We start from the raw sequence: 23,786 nt of genomic DNA, 5'->3' as shown, positions 1-23,786 counted from the left end.
GAAGTATTGACCCAGAGCACGCCGAGCATCGTCCTGGACCACGTCTCGAAGCGGTTCCTGAAGCGGAACTCGCATTCGTTCAAGGAGGCGTTCGTCGGCTGGTTGCGCGGGCGCAAGGTGCGCGCCGAGACGTTCACCGCGTTGGACGACATCAGCTTCCAGGTCGGCGAGGGGGAGTCCGTCGCCGTCCTCGGCCTGAACGGGTCGGGCAAGTCGACCTCGCTGAAGCTCGTCTCCGGCGTCCTGGAGCCCGATTCGGGGACGGTGCTAACCCGTGGGCGCGTCGCGGGTCTGATCGAGGTCGGGGCCGGGTTCCACCCAGATCTCAGCGGTCGCGAGAACGTGTATCTGAACGCCGCGATACTCGGGATGAGCCGAAAGGAGACCGATGCACGGTTCGACGACATCGTGGAGTTCTCCGAGATCGGCGACTTCATCAACCAGGAGGTCAAGCACTACTCCTCCGGGATGTTCATGCGGCTGGCGTTCTCGGTGGCGATCCACGTCGACCTCGACATACTGCTAGTGGACGAAGTGCTCTCCGTCGGCGATGCGCCCTTCCGCGACAAGTGCAAGGCGCGCATCCAACAGCTCGCTGAAGAGGGCGTGACCATGCTCGTCGTCAGTCACGACATGAAGATGGTCGAACAGCTCTGCGAGCGCGGAATCGTCATCGACAAGGGCCATAAGGTCTTCGACGGCCCGATCCGGGACGCGGTGGCCCTGCTGCAGGAGGTCAAGGCGTGAGCGAGTCACCGCAGTCGGAGGAAGGCGTGCTGCTGTCCATCGTCATCCCGACGCACAATGTCCGTCCGTGGATCGCCGAGACGCTGTACTCGGTGCTCGGCCAGGATGTCGACGGGCTGGAGGTGATCGTCGTCGACGATCACTCCGACGACGGCACGGTCGAGGTCGTGGAACGGTGCATCGCCGGTGACCCGCGTGCCCGGCTGGTCCGCGCCGAGTCCTTCGGCGGCGGCTCGGCGCGGAACGAGGGCGTGCGCTGGGCGCGCGGGCGGTACCTCGCCTTCGCGGACGGTGACGACATCGTTCCGGATGGTGCGTACCGTGCGATGGTCGCGTCGCTGGAGCGGACGGGATCGCAGGTCGTGATCGGTGACTACATCAAGTTCTCCCCGGCGTCGACATGGCGTCCGACAGCGAGCATGACGGCCTTCTCCCAGCCCGCGCAGGGGGTCTCGCTGACGCAGATCCCGACGATGATCTTCAGCCGACCCTGCTGGAACAAGGTGTTCGACCGCTCGTTCTGGCTCGGCAACGGCATCGAGTTCCCGGACGTCGTGCGCTCCAACGATATCGTCCCGATGACGACCGCGTATGTGAAGGCCTCCGCGATCGATGTCATCGAGGATGTCGTCTACCTCTACCGCGATCGCCCGGGAGGATCGTCGATGACGGCGAAGGCCCCGTCGTCTGCGGCCTTCATCAGCTATCTCACGCAGGAGGCCATCTGCGCCGACCTGCTCTCGTCGGTGGGCGAGCCCGAGCTGGAGTCGCGGTATGCGGCGCTGATCTACGACCGGGACGGGTTCTTCCACGCGCGGAAGTTCCTGTCCGCCTGGAGCGGCGAGCGCGACGACGACGGCCGGGTCGTCGCCCTCCTGGAGGAGTTGCTGGAACGCTGCGCACCGGCGCCCCGGTGGATCGATGCGCGTAAGCGGATGACGATGCACCTGCTGCGCCGGGGCGAATTCCTCGCGGCGCGGGCCGCCGCGCAGACGGTCGATGGCGGCGCATGGCGAGCTGAAGACGCGGGCACCCGGATGGACGCCTGGACCGCGCTGCTGAAGAGCGTGGTCGCAGAACCCGAGCTGTTTGCGGAGGTGGAGCGAGTGCTCCGCACCGGAGCACTAGCCACGCTGGGAGGCATTCGGCCGGGAGCGGGTGACTTCGAAGCACACTGGGATCGGCTCGCGGAGGCCGCTGTGTCGGTGTTCGGCGACGAGGTGCGTGCGGAGATCCCCGAGCTGGGCAGTGGGACCCCGGTGGCGGTTCGGGCGGAGACCGGCGGCACGGTCAGCGCGATCTTCGGCGGGGATCCGGTCCGGCTGCACGGCAGCAGCTCGACCGATGACGTCGTACCGGTGCTGTGGAGCAGCGAGGGGTGTGTGCATCCCGTTCGCGTCGACTGGCGGCGCGGGCAGGACAGTGCGGTCTGGGACGCCGAGTTCCGCGTCTCCCACCTGCCCCGTGGACGCGAGCTGCAGCCGGCCCTCAGATTCGCGGACGGCAGGACGGTCGCCGTGCACGTCGACGCGCCGGTGCCCGAGTACCGCAGGCTCGAGAACGTGCTCTACGAGCAGGAGCAGGGGTGGGTCCGTCTGTCGCGCCGACGCCACTGGCTGGTCCGTGCACCCCGCCGCGCGCTGATCACCGTCAGGGATCGGCTACGCGCGCTGCGTCGATGACAGTCGACGCAGGACGTCGCCGTACCGCTGCGAGACCCGCCACGGGCTGATCGGGGCGGTGAAGCGTTCGAAGTCGAGTTCATCGAGGCCGTCGAAGTCCTGATCACTCAGAACCGAGCGGAGGGAATCGACGGGGTGCTCCGTGTCGAAGAACCGCACCCACCGCTGCTCCCGGAACTGCTCGGTGAGGTGCGGGAGCCCGGGGAGGATCACGGGCACGTGCATCGTCGCGGCCAGGTGGACGCTTCCGGAGTTCAGGATCGCCCGGTACGGGAACACCGCAACGTCAGCGGCGCGATACCACCGGGCGATCTCCTCGTCCGGGACGGGGGTGAAGGAGGTCACTGTCCGCAGGCCGTCCGGCCGCAGGTCATCGAACTGTGCGACCGCCTCGGGGCTGGCAGCTCCGGCCAGGAGCAGCACTGGCCGCTTCCCATCGACGCGGGTGATCCCTGCGGTTGCGGCGAGGAGCATGTCTATGCCCTTGTACGGGCGAACCTGGCCGAGGAACAGCACGGCGTACTCGTTATCGGCCAGCTGCATGCTCTCACGCGCCTGAGCACGGGTGATCTCGGTGTCGTAGACCCCGGCATAGCTCGGGTGCGGGATCTGCAGCACCTTGTCCTCGGGAAGATGCACGATGTCGGCGAGGACGTCGGCCGTCGCCGGAGACATGATGTGGATGACGTCGGCCGCGTCGGCGAGGACGCCGTACAGCTTCCGCTCGGCCTCCGGATGGTCCAGTTCGTGCGGCATCCGATTGTGGATCGTCCAGATGACGTGCGCTCCGCGCGACTTCGCGGCGTCCAACTCGGCGGCAAGCGTCCGCACGCGCCGCAGTGCCTTCCATCGGCTCGGCGCCGACTGCACGATCGGTGCCGTCCAGTGGAAGTGCATGGTGTCGTCGCGGCGCAGATCGCGGAGCGTGGCCAGCAGCGACGGATAGGTCGTGCGTCCGCTGAACTGGAAGCCCTGGGCCGTCGGCGCCAGGCTCAGTAGGTTGAGGTACGGGTTGTCCTTCCAGTCCGGGAAGACATGGACGTGGGGACCGTTGCGCATCACCGCAGTTTATCGCGACGAGTTCCTCGGAACCTGTGGATGGCCTCCCGCAGCCGTCGGTAGACCAGAAGCAGCGGATGCGCCAGATCGTGGCGCATCGAGGCCAGCTCCCGGCGGAGCATCTCTTCGGTGTCGCGCAGCCGGGCCTCGAAGTAGAGCGGTCCGGCAGAGCCCTCTGTTGCGACGAGACGGCGGAACGCGGCGTCTCGCACCAGGGCATCGTGGAGCCGGTGGGCGTCGCTCTCGGCGATGACGCTGTTGCCGTCCGCCTGGATGCCGGAGGGGCGCTGATGCCAGTGGGCGAGCGGCGGGCCGGGCAGGTAGGATAGCGGCCCGCGCTCCAGCACCCGGGTGTTGAACACCCAGTCGCCGACGACGGGGAGGGAATCGTCGTAGAGCCCGATTTCATCGTGCAGGGATCTGCGGTAGAGGAAGGCGATCGGCACGAACTGATTGAACCGCTGCTGGTTCATCAGCAGCGGGGCGACGCTGTCCGGTAGGAACGGCTCGCGTCCGAGCACCTCCAGGGCGTCCCCGGTGCGACGCTCCCAGATGATGTCGATGCGGGAGACGACGCCCTCCCGGTCGGGATTCCGGTCGAGGTAGTCGACCGCCGTGTCCAGGAACGACGGCTCCCAGCTGTCGTCGTCGTCGTGCAGGATGAGGAATTCGCCGTCTGCTACGCGGACCCCGGCATTCGCCGCCTCCCAACGCCCGAGCGGGGCGGCGTGATCGATGATCGTGACTCTGCGGTGATGCTGGTCGGGTAGCTCGTCGACGATCTGAGCCACCTCGGAAGGATCGCCGCCGTCATTGACGATGATCAGCGCCCAGTCCTCGAAGGACTGGCCCGTGATGCTCGCCAGGGCGCGGCGCAGGAAGACCGGTCTGTCCTTCGTGCGTGTGACGATCGAGACTCGGGCTGTCATCGGCGGCCTTCCTGGGTGTGCTCAACGGGTCGAGTGGTCGATCCCACTCATGATCTGCTCGGACAGGTACGGTGCCAGGGAGTGGCTGAACGATGCCGTGATGTGGTGCAGATCTCGATAGACGACCACCCCTCCAGCCACCATAGGGCACCGACCGTCCGTGTCACAGAACGCGGCGCGCAGGTCCACCGGCTGGATGCCGAGATCGGCTGACGCGATGCCCAGCGGGTCCGGCAGCAGGGACTGCTCGGCGGAGAAGGAGCAGGTGGCGGCGTCGAAGGCGCTGTTCTCGTTCAGACAGTCGGCCGAGCTCTCCGGGACGCCCGGGTTGTCGAGGACGGGGATCACCGTGATCCCTGCGGCGGCGGCATCCCGCCACACCGATACGAACTGCTCGGCGCGTGCGGTGCGCTGCGTGTCATCCAGAGTGAGCTGGTTCCACGCCGTGACGATGATCGCGTCGTAGTGGTGCGAGAGCAGATCGGCGTTGAGCGCAACGAGTCGCGTTGCGCAGTTCGGGTCCGGGTCGTCGGCCCAGACGCAGCCGCGTCCGACGTAGACATCGACGGCCCAGTTGTTCTCCTCGGCGATGTCGCGGAAGGCCGGGGTCAGCATGGCGGCGTGCGAGTCACCGGTCACTGCGATGCGGACGCTGTCTGCAGCATCCGATCCGAGATGGCAGGGCACGATGGCGATGGAGCTGTCGGACTGATAGCACGAGAACGCGCCCCCGGTGTCGTCATACAGCCCGGTGAGCGGTGGGACGAGATCCGCCGCCGGGACGGAGCCCTTGGCACGCTGCTGGGCGCAGCCCGGCTCGAGCAGGAGGCTAGCCCCGCGGCATTCTGTGGGGTCCAGGAGCTGTGTCCTGGCCTGCTCCGTCTTCGTCGTCGCCGAGGCGAACAGCAGCTGTATGGGCAGCGCTGCGGTGGTGATGACCACGGCCATCGATGCGGCGACGCCGATGAGGATCCACCGTGGGCGCACCCTGCTGAGAGCCCCGAACCGGAGCGGATCCTCAACGAACCTCTTGCTGAGTGCCGCAGCGACGACGGTGAGGCAGACCAGGGTGATGTTCTCCGCCAGCCGGGGCGGGCGCCCGAGGACGGCGGGGGCGATGACCACCAGCGGCCAGTGCCACAGGTAGATGCCGTAGGAGTTGTCCCCCACCCATTGGAGCGGGCGCAGATCCTGGACCCGCGCGGCCGCGAACGGAGCCTCCGGGCCGGCGGCGATGACGGCGGCGGCAGCGGCGACCGGGAGGATCGCCGCATAGCCGGGGAAGGGCGTGGCCGCGTTGAGGACGAACGCGGAGAGGAGCAGCGCGAGCCAGCCGAGGACCCACATCACGGAGCGGATCACGCGTGGTATCGCCAGGGTGGGGAGGAGCGCCACCACGGCGCCCAGGCCGAACTCCCACACCCGTGACGGCGTGGCGAAGTAGGCGGCCGACGGGTCGGTGAAGGTGGCGACGACGCTGTACACCAGGCTGCCTGCGGTGAGCGCGACGATCAGACCCAGCAGACGCCGACGCGCGCCCCAGAGCATCCCGACGATCACGACGAGCGGCCAGATGATGTAGAACTGCTCCTCGACCGACAGCGACCAGTAGTGCTGGGCGATCGGCGGCGCGTTGTCCGCTGCCAGGTAGTCGATGGCATCGGCGGCGAGAACCCAGTTCTCCACGTACGCGGTGCTCCCGATGATCGAGCGCAGATACTGCGTGACCAGGGACGCCGGGGCGAACAGCAGAGTCAGCCCGGTGCTGACGATGAGAACAAGGAGCGCCGCCGGAAGCAGCCGCCGTGCCCGCGCCGCCCAGAACGCGGACAGCAGGAGCGCTCCGCGCTCCCGCAGGCGCACCAGCTGTCCGGTGATGAGGAACCCGGAGATGACGAAGAACACGTCCACGCCGACGTAGCCGCCGGTGACGGCGCGCGGCCAGACGTGGAACAGGACGACGGCGGCCACCGCGTAGGCGCGGAGCGCCTGGATGTCGCCGCGGACCGCGCGGGCTGCTCTCGCGCCGATGCGTGCGGGGAGTGCCTCGCGGTCAGTGGCGACCGAGGCCACGGTACCTCCACCCGTTCTCGATCCAGCGCTGCGGGTCCAGGCAGTTCCTGCCATCGATGATGGTCGGAGAGGCGACGGAGGCGGCGGCGATGACCGGATCCAGATCGACGAACTGACGCCACTCGGTGAGGACCGAGACCAGTTCGGCTCCGCGCAGCGCATCCTCCAGGGTGTTCGCGTAAGTCAGATGCGGGTGCACCCGCCGTGCGGTGGCGACGGCCTCGGGGTCGTATGCGACCACATTCGCCCCAAGGCCGTGCATCCGCAGTGCGATGTCCAGAGCAGGGGAGTCCCTGGTGTCGTCGGAGTTCGGCTTGAAGGCGAGCCCCAAGATCGCGATGCGCCTGCCCACCACCGAGCCGCCCAGCTCCGCGGTGATGAGCTCGGCGACCCGATCGCGCTGGCGCAGATTGATCTCGTCCACTTCGCGCAAGAAGCGGAGCGCGCGGCCGTGGCCCAGCTCCTCGGCCCGGCTGGCGAATGCTCGGATGTCCTTCGGGAGACAACCACCACCGAAGCCGATGCCCGCGTTGAGAAACCGCCGGCCGATGCGGGCGTCGTATCCGATCGCATCGGCCAACTGCGTCACATCTGCACCAGTGGCGTCGGCGATCTCCGAGATGGCGTTGATGAAGGAGATCTTGGTCGCCAGGAACGCGTTCGCCGAGACCTTGACCAACTCGGCGGTCGCGTAGTCGGTGACCATGCGGGGAGTCCTCGCCTCGATGGCCGGGTGGTACACGGCGTCGAGGATCGCGACAGCCTCGCTGTCCACGTCCGCGACACCGTACACGATCCGATCGGGGGAGAGGGTGTCGGCCACAGCGAACCCCTCGCGGAGGAACTCCGGATTCCAGACCAACTCGGCGCCGGTGCCAGTGATCCTCTCGGCCAGGCGAGCGGCGGTGCCGACGGGAACCGTCGACTTGCCCACGAGGACGTCACCGGGCTTGAGATGAGGGATGAGTGCGTCGATCGCGGCATCCACGAAACGGAGGTCGGCGCCGTCCTCGCCCTCGCGCTGCGGAGTGCCCACGGCGATGAAGTGGACGGTCGCATCGCGCGCCTCGGCCGCGGAGGTGGTGAACCGCAGGTTCCCCTCCCCGATCGTCCGTGTGAGCAGCTCGTCGAACCCCGGCTCGAAGAACGGCGCTCTGCCGGAGGCCAGCTGCGCGATCTTCGCCTCGTCGACGTCGATCCCGACGACGTCATGCCCGATCGACGCCATCGCAGCGGCGTGCACTGCACCGAGGTAGCCGCATCCGACAACGCTCAACTTCACCTGGGGTCTCCAATCCTCGATCGCCGCCCCGGCGCGCCTGTAACGGCGTCGGCGTGAGACGGGGCCGTGCGGGCTCGGCGGACGAGCGCGATGGCCATTGGATAGTCTCTCATGCGGTGCCTCCGTCCCACCTGGGCTCGTCGGATCCCGGTCACGCGGCCGAGCCTCCGCCGCTCGGAGTCCGCGGAACCGGGTTCGCATAGGCTGTCCGGGTGAGAACCTCCCGCGCGCAGGACGCACCGCCGTCCCCCCATCTCCTCGATGCGGGCACGGTCGACGGACGGGTTCTCGGCCCGAGCCGGGCGGCGGGGTCATGACAGGCTGGCTCACCGCCGCGCTCCCGGCTCTGAGTGTGCTCCTCCTGACGCTGCTGCCCGGTCTGGCCGTCGCCTACGGGCTGAGGCTTCGGGGCATGGCAGCATGGGGGTTCGCGCCGGCGGCGGGCATCGCCGCGATCGCGGTCAGCGCGGTCCTGCTGGGTCTGGTGGGAGTGCGGTGGACGCTGTGGAGCGCGTCCGCCGCGATGCTGCTCCTGGTGATCGTCGCCGTCGTCATCGGGCGTGCGCTCCGGCCGCAGGCGGCTTCCGTCGTGCGTACACGGCGATCTTGGGCGGTGCCCGCCGCCGTGACAGCAGGAGCCCTGCTGGGGATGGTCCGGATGGCGGCCGTCATCCACGACCCACAGAACATCTCCCAGACCAACGACGCCACGTTCCATCTGAACGCGCTGCGCTTCATCCAGGAGCAGGGGAGCGCATCGTCACTGGACGTCTCCGGTGTCCTCGGCGCCACCACCTTCTACCCGGCTGCCTGGCACGGACTGGCCTCCCTGGTGGTCGACGCCACCGGCACGGACATCACCGTCGCCGCGAACGCCGTCGCCATCGTCATCGCCGGACCGCTGTGGACGTTGTCGATCACGGCGTTCGTTCGGAGCGCTGTGCGGGGCAGGACGACGGCCTCCGTCGCGGCTGCCGTCATGGCGCCGTCGCTGTTCGCTTTTCCCTTCTCGATGCTCGACTTCGGCGTGCTGTACCCGTACGCGCTCGCCCTGGCAGTGCTGCCCGGTCTTCTTGCCCTTCTGGTCGCCGCCGTGCGCCGTGAACCCGCCGAGGTCCCGATGGGAGGGCGGGGCCGACGAACCTGGCTGCTCACGATCACCACACTGGTCGGGCTGAGCGGGATCGCCCTCGCGCAGCCCGCGGTGCTGCTGAACGCGCTGATCTGCGCGGTGCTTCTGGCGCTCTGGGCGCTGGGGCGAGGCCTGCGTTCCCTCCCGGTCCCGGTTCGCCGCCGTCGGCTGGCGGCCTGCGTCGGCGTGCTCGTTGCCGGGTCGGTCGTCTGGCTAGGCATGACGCACATCAGCTCCAGCGGGCTGTGGGTGCAGCAGAAGCCGGCGGCGGATGCGGCGCTGGAGCTGCTGCTGAACGCGAGTGCCGGTCCCGGTCCGATGATCTCGATGAGCGTGCTGGCCCTGCTCGGCGTGCTCGCGGCGCTCCGCGTCGGCGCGCTGCGATGGCTGGTCGTGCATGCGGCCGTCATCGCGCTGCTGGCCGTCGTGGCGGTGTCAGTGCAGAACGGGACGGTGCGAGGACTCCTGGCGGCCTGGTATGCGGACCCGCATCGCTTCGTCGCCATGATGCCGCTCGTGGTCATCCCGCTGGGAGCGGTGGCCGTCGACGCGGCCGCTGCATGGATCGCCCGGCGATCGCGGGTCGCGCCGACTATCGTCGCCGGGACCCTGCTGGCCGCTGTCGTCGCCGAGACCGTAGTCTGGACGGCCGTGCCCGCGGATCCGAAGAACGACACCTATGCGGAGAGCTCCACGTCCTACCTCTCCACGGATGAGCGCGACCTGCTTGAGAGCCTCCCCGACTACGTCGGCGCCGATGACCGTGTGCTCGGGAACCCGTCGGCGGGGGCAGCGTTCGGCTACGCTCTCAGCGGTGTCGATGTCGTGCCGCGAACATGGTCAATGCCCGAGGACGAGTACTTCCAGGCATTGCGTCACGATCTTGTCCACCTCATCGATGATCCATCGGTGTGCGCGGCTGTTCGCGAGATCGGAGTGGATTACGTCCTCGACTTCGGAAGTAGCTCGGACGGCGCGGGAAGGTGGGAAATGCCGGGCCTGACGGGATTCGCGATGACGGAGGGCTTCGATAAGGTCGCCCAAGTCGGTGCGGCTTCACTCTGGCGGATCACAGCCTGCCGCTGAGAATCAGCTTGCGGGTCCGGAGTCGTCTGGCGGACGAACTCGGGTTGTTTCGACAGCCGACTCTCGGGCGAGAGCTTCATTGACCGCCATGCGACGGGTGAGAAGCGTGATATTGCGCTGCAGCGCAACGTTCTTCCGATGCTGTGAGTAAACCACAGACAGAAAGATCGTAACCAGCGCGTACAGCACTAGGTCAGTACCTCGACCGACACCCACCAGTCGTGCAAGCCAGGTCAGCCCTTGCGGGAAGAGGATGGAGAGCACTGCTGCGATTACGAACAGCAGCAACAGCAGACGCCGTATCGCGAGGTGACTGTCGGCACCCGTGCGACGCATCATGATCACCGCGAGCACGACGATCACGGTGATCAGCAGGATCTGGATCCACATGCGTCACCTCACCACCAGGTCGACGAGGATGTTCACGGAATTGAGGACGCTCTGCCCCTTCGCCTTCGAATAGTCGGTGTACAGCAGTTCCACGGGGAACTCCTTCCAGGGCAGGCGACTGCGTCCGATCTGAAGGACGATCTCCGTGGCATGCGCCATACGATCCTGTTTGAGGTCGATCAGCTGCGCAGCATCCCGGCGGAGCACACGAAGCCCGTTGTGCGCGTCAGTGAGGCGCATTCCGGTGGTCATGTTGGTCACCCAGACCGCGGTCTTGAGAATGAGCTTCTTCACGGCGCCGGGCCGTGTCCTGTCGTCGAGGAAGCGAGAGCCGAAGACGACGGCGACATCCTCCGACCGGGAGACGTCGAGCATGGCCACCGCGTCCTCGACCCTGTGCTGACCGTCCGCGTCGAAGGTCACGATGTGCTCGCATCCGGGATGCATCAGGGCGAAATCGATGCCGGTCTGCAGCGCCGCGCCCTGTCCGAGGTTGACAGGATGGCTGACCAGTCGCGCTCCAGCCTCCACGGCTGCGCGGGCTGACTCATCGCTCGAGCCGTCATCGACGCAGACGACGTTCACGAACTCCGCTCGCAACGCGTGGACGACATCTCCGATGACATCCGCCTCGTTGTACAGCGGAACAACGACCCAGGCACGGCTGTCGGGTCTTCGCGGCGGCAGCGCGCTCATCGACATGGTTCCATTGTGTCAGGTGTTTCTATCGGATCCTGCACCGGGCCGTGGGACTCGGGCCAGGAAAGGAGCGCGGATGGCGCAGGAGAAGCGGGCTTTCGGTAAGAGCGCGCGTGTCGTGATCGTGAGTCGGATCTTCTCTCCGGAGCCCGCGGCGGCGTCCCTGCGTCTGAGTGCGCTCGCCGTCCGGCTTCGAGAGCGTGGGGCACGGGTGCGGGTGCTGACGACGCGGCCTCCGGGTCGCGATTCGATCTCCGATCCTGACGGCGTGGAGGTCCGGCGCTGGCCTGTCCTTCGGGACCGCTCGGGCTATGTGCGCGGATACCTTCCGTACCTGAGTTTCGATGTACCGCTGGCTCTGCGGATCCTGTTCGGACCCCGGGCCGATGTGTATCTGTGCGAACCACCGCCCACGACCGGGCTGTTCACGCGGCTGGTCTGCGCGGTGATCCGCAGACCGTACGTATATTACGCGGCCGACATCTGGTCGGATGCCGCGCAGGCCACCGGGGCGTCCGGTCTGATCCTCGGCGTCGTCCGGTGGATGGAAGCGTTCGCGCTGCGAGGGGCGCGATCGGTCCTCGCCGTCACCGACGGCGTCTCACACCGTGTGGCCGAGCTCGCCCCGGGCGTGTCGCCTCATGTCGTGGGTCACGGGGTCGATCTCGATCTGTTCTCACCTTCGGGCCCGACTGTGCGTGAGCCTGCGGACATCGTCTATGTCGGATCCGCCAGCGAATGGCACGGCGCGGAACTCGCCGTCCGCTCAGTCGTTGAGGTGCTCCGCCGGCGCCCTGGGCTCACAGCCGCCTTCGTGGGGCAGGGGTCGTCCTGGGAGGGCATGCGCGCGGCTGCCGCCGAGTCCGGACTCTCGCCGAGGATCAGGTTCGTTGATACCGTGCCGTCGCCGGAAGCCGCAGCATGGCTGCGCGGCGCTCGGGTGAGCATCGCGTCGCTGGTTCCCGGGCAGGGGTATGACTTCGCCGTCCCCACGAAGCTCTACGCGTCCGTCGCCGTGGGCACTCCGGTCGCCTACGCGGGTCCGAATCCCGTGCGGTCCATGGTGGAGCAGAACGGTCTGGGGCGCGGCGTGGCGTACGACGAGACTGAACTGGCCGACGCGCTGGACGAGATGCTGCAGGCGAAGCCGCGTGTGGATGCTGACCGGCTGGTTTCCTGGGCGCAGGAGCACATCTCGGCGAGTGCTGTGGCTGGTCGTTCCGCGGACGTCGTGCTCGGCGGTTAGCGTGCACTCAGGGGAGCAGGGCTCGGCGAAGATAGAATTCCGATGCACCGGCTCGTCCGCCGGCGCGCAAGGAGCTTCGTGACCAATTCCAATCGCGTGCGGATCGTCGAGTCCGCAGACGTGTCCGGTGACGCGCAGATCGGCGACGGCTCGTCGATCTGGCATCTTGCCCAGGTGCGAGAAGGTGTGCGTATGGGGGAGAACTGCATCGTGGGCCGCGGTGCCTATATCGGTACAGGTGTGCGGATGGGCGACAACTGCAAGGTGCAGAACTATGCGCTCGTCTATGAGCCGGCCGTCCTCGCCGACGGCGTGTTCGTCGGGCCCGCCGTCGTGCTCACCAATGACACCTATCCGCGCGCCATCAACGCCGACGGCAGCCTCAAGAGCGCTCACGACTGGGAACCAGTCGGAGTGACGATCGAACGCGGTGCGGCCATCGGCGCACGCGCGACCTGCGTTGCACCTGTCACGATCGGGGCCTGGGCCACCGTCGCAGCGGGTGCCGTGGTGGTCGTCGACGTCCCCGCCTACGCTCTTGTCGCTGGGGTGCCTGCCCACAGGATCGGGTGGGTGGGGGAGCATGGTGTTCCGTTGGTTGCCGGCGACAGTGACGGAACGTGGATCTGTCCCGCCTCGGGCGACCGGTACATCGAATCCAATGGAACCCTGACCAAGGAGGTCAAGTGAGCGAGTTCATTGCCCCGGCGAAGCCGATCATCGGTGAGGAGGAGCGCGCGGCTGTCGACCGTGTGATGCGCAGCGGCATGGTCGCGCAGGGGCCCGAGGTTGCCGCATTCGAGACGGAGTTCGCCGAGCACTTCGTGCCCGGCCGCCCAGCTGTCGCGGTGAACTCCGGGACCGCGGGGCTGCACCTGGGGCTGCTCGCTACCGGCGTCGGCCCCGGCGATGAGATCATCGTGCCGTCGTTCACCTTCGCGGCCACGGGCAATTCGGTCGCGCTGACGGGGGCGACGCCGGTGTTCGTCGACATCGAGCCGGCGACGTTCACGCTTGATCCCGAGGCCGTCGCCGCGGCGATCACTCCGAAGACGAAGGGCATCCTGCCGGTTCACCTATACGGACACCCGGCGCGAATGCGCGAACTGGAGAAGCTCGCAGCCGAGAAGAGCGTGGCGCTCTACGAGGATGCAGCGCAGGCGCACGGCGCCTCGCTGGACGGTCGCCCGGTGGGATCCTTCGGCGAGTTCGCGATGTTCAGCCTCTACCCGACAAAGAACATGACCAGTGGCGAAGGCGGCATGGTCACCACCGCGACGGCGGAGATCGCGCGTCGAGTGAAGTTGCTGCGCAACCAGGGCATGGAACGTCAGTACGAGAACGAGGTCGTCGGCTTCAACGCGCGCATGACCGACATCCATGCGGCGATCGGCCGTGTGCAGCTGACCAAGGTCGACGCATGGACCCGCACCAGGCAGCGGAACGCGGCGTTCCTCGACGCCCACCTGCGCGGTGTGACCGTGCCGCCGGTCGCGGAGGGCGCCGTGCACGTGTACCACCAGTACACGATCCGGGTCCCCGAGGATCGGGACGGGTTCGTGAGGGCGCTGAAGGAGGAGCATCAGGTCGGCGCGGGTGTGTACTATCCGATCCCGAACCACCGCCTACAGTCTCTGGCGCCGTACGCGGCGGGACTCGACCTCCCCGAGACCGAGCGCGCCGCGCGCGAGGTGCTCTCGCTCCCCGTGCACCCGTCGCTGAGCGCGGACGACCTGGAGCGCATCGTGACCGCTGTGAACACCGTTGTGGGAGCGGGTGCCTGATGGCGGACGTGCTGCGTGCCGGGCTTCTCGGCGTCGGCATGATGGGTCGCCATCATGCGCGCGTGCTGCGCGAGGTCGAGGGTGTGGAACTGGTCGCCATCGCCGACCCCGGCGGTGACCCGCACGGCGTCGCAGGGGGCTTGCAGGTGCTGCCCGACATCGACGCGCTCATCTCCGCGGGCATCGACATCGCCGTCGTCGCCGTCCCGACGCGCTTCCACGAGGATGCGGCGCTAAAGCTCGCGGCCGCGGGCGTGCACACCCTTGTGGAGAAGCCAATCGCGCATAGCCTCGAAGCGGGCCAGCGCATGGTCGAGGCCTTCGCCGGAGCGGGGCTGGTCGGAGGTGTCGGTCACATTGAGCGGTTCAACCCGGCGCTGCAGGAGCTGCGTCGCCGCCTCGCCGCAGGCGAGCTGGGCGCGGTGTACCAGGTGGCAACGCGGCGTCAGGGCCCGTTCCCGTCCCGGATCGCGGATGTCGGAGTGGCGAAGGACCTCGCGTCGCATGACGTGGACCTGACCGCGTGGGTGGTGCAGTCCGACTACGAGCTCGTGTTCGCGCAGACGGCGTTCAAGTCGGGCCGGGAGCATGAGGACATGATCATCATCACCGGACGCACCGAATCCGGGGTGATCGTGAACAACATCGTGAACTGGCTCAGCCCGATGAAGGAGCGGCTGACGGTCGTCACGGGGGAGAGGGGAGCATTCGTCGCCGACACCTCCACGGGCGATCTGACCTTCTATGCCAACGGGACCATCCCTCTGGAATGGGAGTCTGTGTCCACCTTCCGTGGCGTCTCCGAAGGGGACGTCACCCGGTACGCCTTCCCCAAGCGCGAGCCCCTCAAGGTCGAGCACGAGGCGTTCCGCGACGCGGTCCTCGGAGAGAAGACCGATCTGGTCACCATGGAGCAAGGACAGCGTACGCTCGCTGTTGTCGAGGCCGCCCTCGACTCCGCGCGGGACTGGGATGCGGTTGGCCTCTGACCTTCGGAAAGAGTAGGGCCGTGATCACCGATCAGTGATCACGGCCCTTACTCTTTCTGTTCGAGTCGTCGCAGGACTCAGGCGCGAGCAAGAATCCCATCGACGACCTCGCCCCAGATCTTCACCTGCTCCTCGCTGGAGAGAGCGTGCGCATTCTCGTGCGACTGCTCCTTCCAATTCCTGACCGTTTCGGGGGTGAGACCATCGAGGACCTTGGCGAGGGCGGCGCCGTCGAAGCCCTCGGCCACCTCACCGATTCCGTAACGCTCGACAAAGGCCACCATCTCGGGTGAGGGTCCCACGATCACGCCCAGACGGGCTTGGATGAAGTCGAAGAACTTGTTCGGCAGGCACCACGCCAGATTGAAAGTCGTCGGTGCGATCACACTGAGCCCGACGTCGTACTGGTTCAGCGTCTGAACCAGCTCGGCGTAGGGGACAGGATCCCGGAAGAATATGCGCGGGTCGTCGCCTGCGAGTGCCACCAGCTCGTCGTAGTAGGCGGAGCCGTCCTTGATCAGGTAGAGGTCGAGGGTCACGTCGGTGCGCGTCAGCTTCACGGCTTCGATCATCGCCTCGAGCTTGCGCGCCGGCGCGGGAATGCCAGAGTGCACCATCCGGATCGTCGAGCCGACCTGTCCGGGCGTGAGCTCCTGGTAGGGCGTCGCATTGACGACCAACGTCGATTCGAAACCGAACTGACGTCGGTACTCGTCCACGATGCCCTGACCAACGGTCGTCACGCCCGCGGCGTTGGGCACCTGCGTCCTGCAGATCCATCGGAAGTACGGCGCAATGAGCAGCCGCCACAGGAACGAGTTCTCGTTCTGCCGAGGCGCATACTCGTGCAGGTCGAGGAGGATCCCCTTGGTCGCGGTGAGCTGCTGCGCGAGGGCCAGAGTGTGCACATCGTGCGCGATGACCACATCCCACTCGCCGTTCTGCAGCAGGGGGAGAGCCGCACGGTTGCGAGGCTTCACCTTGTCGAAGAGACGGTACTGCCGCAACCCGAGGAGCAACGTGTACAAACCCGGGATCCGGAGCAGCCCGGAGGTCGCGGGGCTGGATTCGAGTTCGATGTGGGGCACGCCCTCCACAGGGGCCGAACCGAAGCCCGCGGTCGTCACATCGGCCCGCTGGGCGAAGTAATTGATCTGCTTGAGAGCGCGCGGCTCACGATCGATCGGGGTATGGGTCAGGACGAGGATGCGAGGGCGAGGATCGGTCACGATGGTCAGGTCTCCAGTTTCACGAAGCGAGGGTACGCACCTCGGACGGTGCGGGATAGTTGATGAGGACCGCGTGGTGCTTCCCTGTCATGACGAATGTGCTGCCCGCCGCGGCCCCCGAAGCACCGGCAGCGAGCGCCTGATGGAAGTCGCTCATATCGCGGGCGCCCCCGAGAGCGATCACCGGAATCGACACGGCGGACGTGACGGTCTGGATCAGCTTGGTGTCGTACCCGGAGAAGGTCCCCTCGCGGTCGATGGACGAGGCGATCACCTCTCCCGCGCCGAGGTCCTGGGCACGCCGAGCGGCGTCGGCCGGCGTCATGCCCGCCTTCCGCGATCCTCGCTCGCTGTATGTCTCCCAACCTCCGGTGAGCCGCTTCTTCGCATCGATGCTCACCACGGTGCTGGAAGCGCCGAGGGCGTCGGAGATCCCGCGGACGACATCAGGCTCTGTGACAGCAGCCGAGTTCAGGATCACCTTCTCGATGCCGATACCTGTGATTCGCCGGGCATCGTCCACGCTCGCGACGCCGCCGCCGTAGCCCACGGGCATGAACGCCTCGTTCGCGATCTCCTCGATCAGCTGGAAGTTCACCCCGGTCCGCTTCGGGGTCGCATCGATGTCGCAGATGACAAGCTCGTCCACCTGCTTCTCATTGAAGATGCGCACGGCGTTGATGGGGTCGCCGATGTACGTGTCTCCCTGGAAGCGGACGGGCTTGACAAGGTAGCCGTCACTGACGAGCAGCACGGGGATCAGACGGGGGAACAGGCTCATAGCGTGCTGAAGCTCCGTAGCATCTCGAGGCCGAACAGGTGACTCTTCTCTGGGTGGAACTGAGCGCCGATGACGTTGTCACGACGCACCATCGAGACGAAATCATCGCCGTAGTTCGTCGTGGCGAGGGTATGCGAAGGGTCTGCGGGGACCGCGTGGTAGGAATGAACGAAATAGAACCTGTTGTCCTCGGGGACCGTCGCGAACAGCGGGTCCTGAGATTTGGCCGTCACACGATTCCATCCCATGTGCGGGACCCGTAGCCCGCGCCCCTCTGAGAAGCGCATACAGCGGCCGGGAACGAGCCCGAGGCCGGCTGAGGCACCCTCCTCGCTCGAATCCAGGAGCAGTTGCATTCCGAGGCAGATTCCCAGGACCGGCCGACCGCCGGCGGCGAACTCGCGGATCGCCACATCGAGCCCGGCCGTTTCCAGCAGCAACATGCCGCGGTCGAATGCGCCGACTCCCGGCAACAACAGGCGTTCGCTCTGGGCGACGTCCTCTGGCGTGCGAACGATACAAGGGTCGGCGTCCAGTCGCTTGAGCATGTTCATGACTGAGCCGAAGTTCCCCAGTCCATACTCCAGAACGCCGACGCTCATGGTCGGAGCCCGAGCTTCTTGAGGATCTTGACTGGCACTCGCGCAGCCGCCATCGCGACATCCCATTGACGTTTCGCGTTGGGGTAATCCGTGTAATCGCGAAGGGGCAGATCGTAGATTGCGTCGAGCTCGGAGACCGTGAGCCCGAGCTTCTTCGCGATGAACTCGTGATCCTGCTTGCGCAGGCTCTCCGGGTAGTTCTCGGTCTTGAGGAGGTTCAGCGCCTCATCGCGGGTCATCTGCTCGGAGAGGATGAGGGACGAGTAGTGGGCGAGGCGCTTGTCGAAGCCGAACTTCTTGGGCAAGTAGTAACCCTGGAAGTAGCGCGTGAACACGGATTCGTAGTGCTTTCCGCCGTAGTCGCGCCAACCGACCTCGTCGGTGATCGCCTGCTTGGCCTGGTCGTAGCGGTAGGGCATGAGGTTCAGCGGCTTGACGGTCTTCACCCCGCGCGCGTACGGGTACCAGATATGGCGCTTGAAGAGCCCCATCAGGGGGTAGGTCTTGAGCTTTCCCGTCCCGAATTGCTTGTGGACGGCCTTGACGTGCTTCGCGTCCGACGCGTTGTAGCCCCAGGACTGCGGGAGGATCGACTCACTCGCGAGATTGGCGCCCGACAGGATGTACTTGACGCCGTACTTGACGGCCTGCTGATAGGCTACCCAGCCGAATGCGTGATCGGTGGGCACGTCGCAGTTCGCGAGCGAGGCCTTGAAGAACGCGAGCTGCAGGTCGCGCATCTCCCGCCAGTCGATGACATGCGTGTAGAGGTCGAGATCCAGGCGCGTGACGATGTTGTGGATGTTGTCGACGGCGAGTTCGGAGTTCCATCCACTGTCGAAATGAACGGCGAGCGGCCGCAGTCCCAGCTTGACCGCCTGCAGGATGAGATACGTGCTGTCGACTCCGCCCGAGACACCGACGATGCAGTCGTAGGGCTTGCCTTCGCCGTCTTTCTTGATCTGTGCGATCAGATCGTTGAGCTCAGGTATCAGCTCCCCGGCCTGCGCCGCTCGGACCTGGTCCTTCATCGTGGCGTCGAAGCGCAGCGCGTGTGACGAGACGCCCTGCTCGTCGAACCAGATCTCCGGGTCAGTCGTGTCCATGACCGTCCGTACGCACCTCTGGTACGTGGCTGCGTCCGAGTGGCGGTCAACGGCATCGACAGGCTTGTCCACCTGATCACTCCTTGTACTGCGTAAGCTGCGCGGTCGCTCAATTCGCCCGGTCGGCACCGAACCAACCAATGTTACACTTCCGAATCTGGGGATCCGTTGGAGTCCGGGCTGAGGCCCGCGAGTGCGGCCTGACGCGCGAAATCGGGTACATTGGCGACGACATCCTCGAACGGACCCGCGTAGACGAGTTCACCATTGCTCATGAAGAAGACCGTGTCGGCGTCCTTGACCGTTGAGAGCCGGTGCGCGACGGTCACGAGAGTCCTCTCGCCGGTTGCGGCCGCTATCGACGACGTGACGTCAGATTCGGTCTGGGTGTCAAGTGCACTGGTCGCCTCGTCCATGACCAACACCTTGGGGTCCGTGTACAGCGCTCGTGCGATGCCCAGCCGCTGACGCTGTCCGCCGGAGAGTGCGAGACCCCGCTCGCCGACGCCGGCATCCATGCCACCCTCGCGAGCGGCGACGAGATCCCAGATCTGAGCCTGGATCAGCGCGGATTTCACGCGCTGGCGGTCGACGTCATCGGACCAGGTGAGGGCGACGTTCTGCGCGACGGTGGCGTCGAAGACGGCGACCTCCTGCGGGACGTACGCCGTCAGCGCCCGCCACGCGCTCCGGGCTTCGGACAGCGGGACGCCATCGATCTCGATCCGTCCGCTCTGGGGCTCGAGAAGCCCGAGGAGCAAATCCACCATCGTGGACTTTCCCGACCCCGAGGCACCGACGAACGCCACCGACGAGCCGATCGGGATGCTCAGGCTCACGTCGCGGACGGCTGGTTCACCGTCGCCGTATGCGAACGTGACGTTTCGGAACGTGAGTACGGACGGTGCCGCGGGCAACGAGCGCTCTGGGCGCGCGGCGAATTCGTTCGAGCGCGTCTCGGCCGCCCGCAGCTCTTCGATGACGCGGAGCGGGTAACTCGACGCCGCGAGCATCTGCGACACGATGGTCTGGAAACGGATGACCGACGGAGCCATGCGGAACCCGGCCAATCCGAAGAGCGCCACTGCCGTGAAGGCCTGCTGCGGGCCGCCCAGCAGATAACCGGCTCCTCCGACGACGACGAATCCGCCGATGAGTCCGGATTCCAGCACGTAGCGGGGTACCTGTCCGAGAAAGTAGATATTCGCTCGGGCTCGTGCGCTGCGGCGCCGGCTCGTGAGGACGACATCGGCGACCTCCGGCTCCTTGCGGCGCAGCGTCACCTCCTTGAGTGCGGACATCACCTCGAGGATGAGGCGCGAGGTACGGATGGTCGCCTCAAGATTGATCTCTCCGGCTCGACGGGAATGCCGAGCGATCCAGAAATAGAGCACCGCGCCGAGCGCCACCAGGTACACGAGGCTGATTAAAGCGATGAGGGGCTGGATGACCGCCAGAGCGGCCACGATCGCGATCAGGCTCACCACCTCGCCGAGGAGAGTCGCGCCGGGACGGATGAATGAGTTGATGGCGGCGTCGACACCGCTGTCCGTGAACCTCAGCATGTCCGAGGAGTTCTTACGGAGACGCTCCTGCCAGGACGCACCGAGATACGCGCGGAACAGGCGATCACCCAGTGCCACCTCATACACAGCGATGCGCTGCGATCCCCAACGCATGATCAGGGTCGACGCCATTCCCTTGCCGATCATGAGCGCACAGATCGCGAGGATCGCGAGCACCACCCCGAACTGATCGAGTTCGCCGAAAATAGGCAGGGTCACAGGGGAGCCGACGGACAAGGGGCCGATCACGAGTGCAAGCAGACCCAGGGCTGCCGCGTCGAACAGTGCGAGAGATGCCAGTAGCGCGGAGTAGAAGTTCAGGAACCTCCGAGCATCCGAGGGGAGGACCGAAAGGAGATCACGGTAGAGGGTGAAGACGGTTTTCATCGCGTCGCTCCGTTCGGGGTCGGTGACGAGCCCTCGATGAGCGCGCCGAGCTGAGGCCGCATCCGCTCCTTCTCGTGTTCGAAATTCAACACTGCTGCTGCGGCATCCGATGCGGCTTTGGCGCGGACGATTTGGTCTGTCGTGAGTGCGGCCAAGGATCTCGCACACTCCTTGACGCTGAAGCCCGTGCTCACGACACCGAGTCCGTGTTCCGCGATGAGGGGCTCCATCTCGGGGGAGGGCCCGACCGCTACAAGGAGCCTGGCCTGCACGTAGTCGAAGAACTTGTTCGGCAGCGTCAGTCGCGCGTTGGTATGAGCGGGTGGGATCCAGAACACGCCGACGTCGTAGGCATTGAGGGTCGAAGGCAGCGCCTCGGGCGCCACAGGGGCGTGGAACGTGATGCGCGAGTCGTGCGCCGCCAACCTGCGCAGCTCCGCCAGATACGCGCCGTCATCGCCGCCGGGCACCAGGTACAGATCCAGGGTGAATCGCTCGTCGAGCAGAGCCATGGCCTCGATCATCAGCTCGAGCTTGCGTCCGTGGATGGCGGCTCCGCTGTGCACGAGTCGGATGCGGCCCTCCTCGGTCCGTGACGCCTCCAGGGGCCGGTACGGACCGGCGTTGCGCATCAGACGGGCTTTCACGCCGAAGGTCTTCCTGTACAGCGTGGCGATGGAATCGCCCACTGTCGTGACGAGCGCAGACCCCGGAAGGTACCGGCGGCACAGGTAGGTCATGAAGGGCGCCACGAGGAGTCTCCAGGACAGGATGTGGGTGCGCTCCTCGGGGGCCCACTCGTGCATATCAGCCCACACAGGCGCGTCGCCTGCGACGCGGCTCGCCAGCGCGAGCACCCGTGCCTCATTCGCCACGACGAGGTCGAACCTCCGGCCTCGGAGCGCGTCGCGTGCCCAGGCCACGGCCGGTGCCGCGAGCTCGACGGAGCGGAATCGTCTCAGCGCGAGTCCGATGACACCGGGCACGGTCTGCGGAAGAGTCGCCAGGTCGGCGGGCACTTCGAGATGCTCGGAGACGCCGTCGGGACGTGGGCCGAACCCCACCGTGACGACGTCTCCATACTCACGGAGCAGGCCGATCTGGCGAAGCACTCGCGCATCCCTGCGGATGGGGGAGAGCGAGATGCAGAGGATCACTGGCTTGTGGGGCACGGAGTGCTCGCCTCGTCTTTCTGGTGTGTGTTCGAGATGCAGATCCGCGTTCATCAGATGACTGCTCCGACAGCATCGGCGACTCGCGCTCCGACGGACTGAAGCGAGAGGCGCTGGCGGGTGCGCTCCGCGAGTTCCAAGCGGCGCGCCGACGACCCCTGAGCGGAGAATACCTCGATCATCGCTGCTGCGATGTCAGAGACGTCCTCTCCGACGCTCCAGTCGGCTCCCTGCCCGATGAAGACCAGCTTGTCCTCCGGATGCTTCGTGAGCAGGAGCGGCATGGCATCGACGAAGACGCCGGCTCCGTGAACCTCCGAAGCCGTCCCGGCGTAGAGCGGACACGGAGAACGCTCGATCCGAGGCCCGTCCGGTCTGAAGACGGTGGAGTCGTAACCGTTCCCCACAGTCTCCACCCGTGCCCCGGAGGCCGACCGGGACACGCGACGCGAGACCGACGCGGACATAGACAGCACGCGTGCCGCGCCTCGATACGCCCAATCTTCGAACGCGCGGACGACGGACACCATGACCTTCGGTGTGCCGGCGACATCTGCGGCCTCGGACCACACGTCGGCAGCGTAGAAGAGGTACGGCGTTCTGCGCAGCCACGCCGCTGCTCGGATGAAGACGCCGGTGGTGGGCGGCGGCTCGACGATGACGGCGTCGAATCTCTTGCTGAACACGAGCCGGAAGAAGGCGGGAATGTCGAAGCTCATGTAGTTCACGTAGCCACGGATGTAGCCGTCCCTGTCCCGCAACGCGGGGACGCACCGCACGTCATACGGCGCGCTATCATCGGTCTCCGGCCCTCCCGTCATCCCGGGCACAGTCGTGGTGATAACAGTGACCTCGGCTCCCGCGTCTGTGAGGGCTTGCGCGACAGCGGCGAGCCGCGGCGCGGCAGCGGCAGGTTCGGGCGCGAAGATGCGACTCACGATCGCGACTCGTGCGTCGCCTAGAGAAGTCATATGTCGATTCTGCCCGATCCGGCCTGTGCGTCATCCGCCTAGAACCCGGTCGGTCCCCGACGGTCACCCAGCAACGGGTCATTAGGATGACACCATGTGCGCCGCCGTCGAGGAACCAGGCCGCTGTCGAGGAACCCGCGTGACCCTCCAGATCACACGAGCATAGACAGCATCGAAGTCGAAGTTCCGCGCAGACATTCAGGGTTCAGAGCGATCGCGGTCGGCGTGGTTCTGCTCTACCACGACGGCCTACCCGTGATCACCGGCGGGTACGTGTGCGTCGACGTGTTCTTCGTGATCTCCGGATTCCTGCTCTCGACGCACCTGATTGAGCGAATGGAGCACACCGGGAGGGGCGGATTCGCTGACTTCTACGCCAGACGAGTCCGTCGCATCCTGCCTGCCGCGCTGACGGTCGCGGTGTTCACCGACGTTGACTCGATCGTGTGCTACCAGCCGTTGGCGGTCGAGCGGGTCCTTCGCGACGGACTCGCAACGATCCTGTACGTCTTGAACGTCTGGTTCGCGATTCAGAACACGGACTATCTCGCCGATGATTCGCCGTCGCCCCACCAACACTACTGGTCGCTCGGAGTCGAGGAGCGGTTCTACGTCTTCTGGCTGCTGATCCTGTTCGCCCTGCACCTGCTGCTCCGGCGTCGCCATAGGGTGGATGAGCTTAGTGATCGTGATGTTGGCCGCTGTGAGCCTCATCGCGGGAATCGTCATCACGCAGAGTGACCAGCCGTCCGCCTTCTTCGGCCTGCCGACACGTGCGTGGCAGCTCATGGCGGGGCGATCGTCGGCGTGATCCTTCCTGGCCGGCCCCTTGGCATGGCTGCGTTACCGATTCGTCGAGACGCCGCTATGCGCAC

21 protein-coding genes are annotated in these 23,786 nt (G+C 66.5%); 8 read left to right on the top strand and 13 right to left on the bottom strand.

The window, feature by feature from the left end; genetic code table 11:
* Positions 1 to 6: 6 nt before the first annotated feature.
* Positions 7 to 747, top strand: coding sequence for an ABC transporter ATP-binding protein (locus ABD770_RS01550; RefSeq protein WP_344817730.1), 741 nt, complete (start codon positions 7 to 9; stop codon positions 745 to 747).
* Positions 744 to 2,429 (top strand): glycosyltransferase family 2 protein, encoded by a 1,686-nt coding sequence (locus ABD770_RS01545; protein WP_344817729.1) that lies wholly within the window; start codon positions 744 to 746, stop codon positions 2,427 to 2,429. Before ABD770_RS01550 ends, ABD770_RS01545 begins: the two co-directional genes overlap by 4 nt.
* Here ABD770_RS01545 and ABD770_RS01540 read toward each other — a convergent pair.
* Genes ABD770_RS01540 through ABD770_RS01525 form a run of 4 tightly spaced genes read right to left on the bottom strand, consistent with a single transcriptional unit; the run spans position 2,409 to position 7,772 of the window.
* The gene (locus ABD770_RS01540) at positions 2,409 to 3,488 is read right to left on the bottom strand and encodes a glycosyltransferase (protein WP_344817728.1); all 1,080 of its coding nucleotides are present in this window, start codon (positions 3,486 to 3,488) and stop codon (positions 2,409 to 2,411) included. The two genes, ABD770_RS01545 and ABD770_RS01540, sit on opposite strands and share 21 nt — an antisense overlap.
* A complete protein-coding gene (locus ABD770_RS01535; RefSeq protein WP_344817727.1) occupies positions 3,488 to 4,417 on the bottom strand; it encodes a glycosyltransferase family 2 protein in 930 nt (309 codons plus the stop codon). Before ABD770_RS01535 ends, ABD770_RS01540 begins: the two co-directional genes overlap by 1 nt.
* A gap of 21 nt (positions 4,418 to 4,438) precedes the next feature.
* Complete coding sequence (locus ABD770_RS01530; RefSeq protein WP_344817726.1) at positions 4,439 to 6,490, bottom strand: acyltransferase family protein; 2,052 nt, start codon at positions 6,488 to 6,490, stop codon at positions 4,439 to 4,441.
* Complete coding sequence (locus ABD770_RS01525) at positions 6,471 to 7,772, bottom strand: UDP-glucose dehydrogenase family protein (protein WP_344817725.1); 1,302 nt, start codon at positions 7,770 to 7,772, stop codon at positions 6,471 to 6,473. Before ABD770_RS01525 ends, ABD770_RS01530 begins: the two co-directional genes overlap by 20 nt.
* A 313-nt stretch (positions 7,773 to 8,085) precedes the next feature.
* Here ABD770_RS01525 and ABD770_RS01520 point away from each other — a divergent pair, with 313 nt between their 5' ends.
* Positions 8,086 to 9,990, top strand: a complete 1,905-nt coding sequence (locus tag ABD770_RS01520; protein ID WP_344817724.1) for a DUF6541 family protein — start codon at positions 8,086 to 8,088, stop codon at positions 9,988 to 9,990.
* Positions 9,991 to 9,993: 3 nt separating this feature from the next.
* Here the strand turns inward: ABD770_RS01520 and ABD770_RS01515 are convergent, their stop codons facing one another.
* Positions 9,994 to 10,380 (bottom strand): DUF2304 domain-containing protein, encoded by a 387-nt coding sequence (locus ABD770_RS01515; protein ID WP_344817723.1) that lies wholly within the window; start codon positions 10,378 to 10,380, stop codon positions 9,994 to 9,996.
* A gap of 3 nt (positions 10,381 to 10,383) precedes the next feature.
* Positions 10,384 to 11,082 carry a glycosyltransferase family 2 protein gene (locus tag ABD770_RS01510; protein ID WP_344817722.1) on the bottom strand — a complete coding sequence of 233 codons (699 nt, stop codon included), beginning with the start codon at positions 11,080 to 11,082 and terminating at the stop codon, positions 10,384 to 10,386.
* A 73-nt stretch (positions 11,083 to 11,155) separates the two neighbouring features.
* Between ABD770_RS01510 and ABD770_RS01505 the strand changes: the two genes are divergently transcribed.
* The 4 genes from ABD770_RS01505 to ABD770_RS01490 are packed head-to-tail and all read left to right on the top strand — an operon-like array spanning position 11,156 to position 15,098.
* Positions 11,156 to 12,325, top strand: a complete 1,170-nt coding sequence (locus ABD770_RS01505) for a glycosyltransferase family 4 protein (protein WP_344817721.1) — start codon at positions 11,156 to 11,158, stop codon at positions 12,323 to 12,325.
* 42 nt (positions 12,326 to 12,367) lie between these two features.
* Complete coding sequence (locus ABD770_RS01500) at positions 12,368 to 13,015, top strand: acyltransferase (protein WP_344817720.1); 648 nt, start codon at positions 12,368 to 12,370, stop codon at positions 13,013 to 13,015.
* Positions 13,012 to 14,109 (top strand): DegT/DnrJ/EryC1/StrS family aminotransferase, encoded by a 1,098-nt coding sequence (locus tag ABD770_RS01495; RefSeq protein ID WP_344817719.1) that lies wholly within the window; start codon positions 13,012 to 13,014, stop codon positions 14,107 to 14,109. Before ABD770_RS01500 ends, ABD770_RS01495 begins: the two co-directional genes overlap by 4 nt.
* Positions 14,109 to 15,098 carry a Gfo/Idh/MocA family oxidoreductase gene (locus ABD770_RS01490; RefSeq protein ID WP_344817718.1) on the top strand — a complete coding sequence of 330 codons (990 nt, stop codon included), beginning with the start codon at positions 14,109 to 14,111 and terminating at the stop codon, positions 15,096 to 15,098. Before ABD770_RS01495 ends, ABD770_RS01490 begins: the two co-directional genes overlap by 1 nt.
* A 77-nt stretch (positions 15,099 to 15,175) precedes the next feature.
* Here ABD770_RS01490 and ABD770_RS01485 read toward each other — a convergent pair whose 3' ends face one another.
* From ABD770_RS01485 to ABD770_RS01455, 7 genes are all read right to left on the bottom strand, one after another.
* The gene (locus ABD770_RS01485; protein WP_344817716.1) at positions 15,176 to 16,327 is read right to left on the bottom strand and encodes a glycosyltransferase family protein; all 1,152 of its coding nucleotides are present in this window, start codon (positions 16,325 to 16,327) and stop codon (positions 15,176 to 15,178) included.
* 19 nt (positions 16,328 to 16,346) lie between these two features.
* Positions 16,347 to 17,108 (bottom strand): AglZ/HisF2 family acetamidino modification protein, encoded by a 762-nt coding sequence (locus ABD770_RS01480; protein ID WP_344817715.1) that lies wholly within the window; start codon positions 17,106 to 17,108, stop codon positions 16,347 to 16,349.
* Complete coding sequence (gene hisH, locus ABD770_RS01475; RefSeq protein WP_344817714.1) at positions 17,105 to 17,710, bottom strand: imidazole glycerol phosphate synthase subunit HisH; 606 nt, start codon at positions 17,708 to 17,710, stop codon at positions 17,105 to 17,107. Before hisH ends, ABD770_RS01480 begins: the two co-directional genes overlap by 4 nt.
* Positions 17,707 to 18,888, bottom strand: coding sequence for an N-acetyl sugar amidotransferase (locus ABD770_RS01470; RefSeq protein ID WP_344817713.1), 1,182 nt, complete (start codon positions 18,886 to 18,888; stop codon positions 17,707 to 17,709). Before ABD770_RS01470 ends, hisH begins: the two co-directional genes overlap by 4 nt.
* Positions 18,889 to 18,959: 71 nt before the next feature.
* Positions 18,960 to 20,768: an ABC transporter ATP-binding protein gene (locus ABD770_RS01465; protein ID WP_344817712.1), complete on the bottom strand. Its 1,809-nt coding sequence runs from the start codon at positions 20,766 to 20,768 to the stop codon at positions 18,960 to 18,962.
* The gene (locus tag ABD770_RS01460) at positions 20,765 to 21,940 is read right to left on the bottom strand and encodes a glycosyltransferase (protein WP_344817711.1); all 1,176 of its coding nucleotides are present in this window, start codon (positions 21,938 to 21,940) and stop codon (positions 20,765 to 20,767) included. The genes ABD770_RS01465 and ABD770_RS01460 overlap by 4 nt, the downstream gene beginning before the upstream one ends.
* Before the next feature lie 53 nt (positions 21,941 to 21,993).
* Positions 21,994 to 22,878 carry a glycosyltransferase gene (locus ABD770_RS01455; RefSeq protein WP_344817710.1) on the bottom strand — a complete coding sequence of 295 codons (885 nt, stop codon included), beginning with the start codon at positions 22,876 to 22,878 and terminating at the stop codon, positions 21,994 to 21,996.
* Between the two features lie 129 nt (positions 22,879 to 23,007).
* On the opposite strand from ABD770_RS01455, the gene ABD770_RS01450 reads away from it, so the two are divergent.
* Positions 23,008 to 23,652 (top strand): acyltransferase family protein, encoded by a 645-nt coding sequence (locus ABD770_RS01450; RefSeq protein ID WP_344817709.1) that lies wholly within the window; start codon positions 23,008 to 23,010, stop codon positions 23,650 to 23,652.
* Positions 23,653 to 23,786 lie beyond the last annotated feature (134 nt).

This window comes from Microbacterium soli (assembly GCF_039539005.1).
Taxonomy (GTDB): Bacteria; Actinomycetota; Actinomycetes; order Actinomycetales; family Microbacteriaceae; genus Microbacterium; species Microbacterium soli.
This window is presented reverse-complemented; position numbering and strand designations above follow the sequence as displayed.

Bases quoted from the DNA above. Each gene is read 5' to 3' on its own strand.
- ABD770_RS01535 (WP_344817727.1), bottom strand. From the start codon at position 4,417: ATGACAGCCCGAGTCTCGATCGTCACACGCACGAAGGACAGACCGGTC.
- ABD770_RS01515 (WP_344817723.1), bottom strand. From the start codon at position 10,380: ATGTGGATCCAGATCCTGCTGATCACCGTGATCGTCGTGCTCGCGGTG.
- ABD770_RS01540 (WP_344817728.1), bottom strand. From the start codon at position 3,488: ATGCGCAACGGTCCCCACGTCCATGTCTTCCCGGACTGGAAGGACAAC.
- ABD770_RS01520 (WP_344817724.1), top strand. From the start codon at position 8,086: ATGACAGGCTGGCTCACCGCCGCGCTCCCGGCTCTGAGTGTGCTCCTC.
- ABD770_RS01465 (WP_344817712.1), bottom strand. From the start codon at position 20,768: ATGAAAACCGTCTTCACCCTCTACCGTGATCTCCTTTCGGTCCTCCCC.
- ABD770_RS01500 (WP_344817720.1), top strand. From the start codon at position 12,368: ATGCACCGGCTCGTCCGCCGGCGCGCAAGGAGCTTCGTGACCAATTCC.
- ABD770_RS01510 (WP_344817722.1), bottom strand. From the start codon at position 11,082: ATGTCGATGAGCGCGCTGCCGCCGCGAAGACCCGACAGCCGTGCCTGG.
- hisH (WP_344817714.1), bottom strand. From the start codon at position 17,710: ATGAGCGTCGGCGTTCTGGAGTATGGACTGGGGAACTTCGGCTCAGTC.
- ABD770_RS01480 (WP_344817715.1), bottom strand. From the start codon at position 17,108: ATGAGCCTGTTCCCCCGTCTGATCCCCGTGCTGCTCGTCAGTGACGGC.
- ABD770_RS01490 (WP_344817718.1), top strand. From the start codon at position 14,109: ATGGCGGACGTGCTGCGTGCCGGGCTTCTCGGCGTCGGCATGATGGGT.
- ABD770_RS01505 (WP_344817721.1), top strand. From the start codon at position 11,156: ATGGCGCAGGAGAAGCGGGCTTTCGGTAAGAGCGCGCGTGTCGTGATC.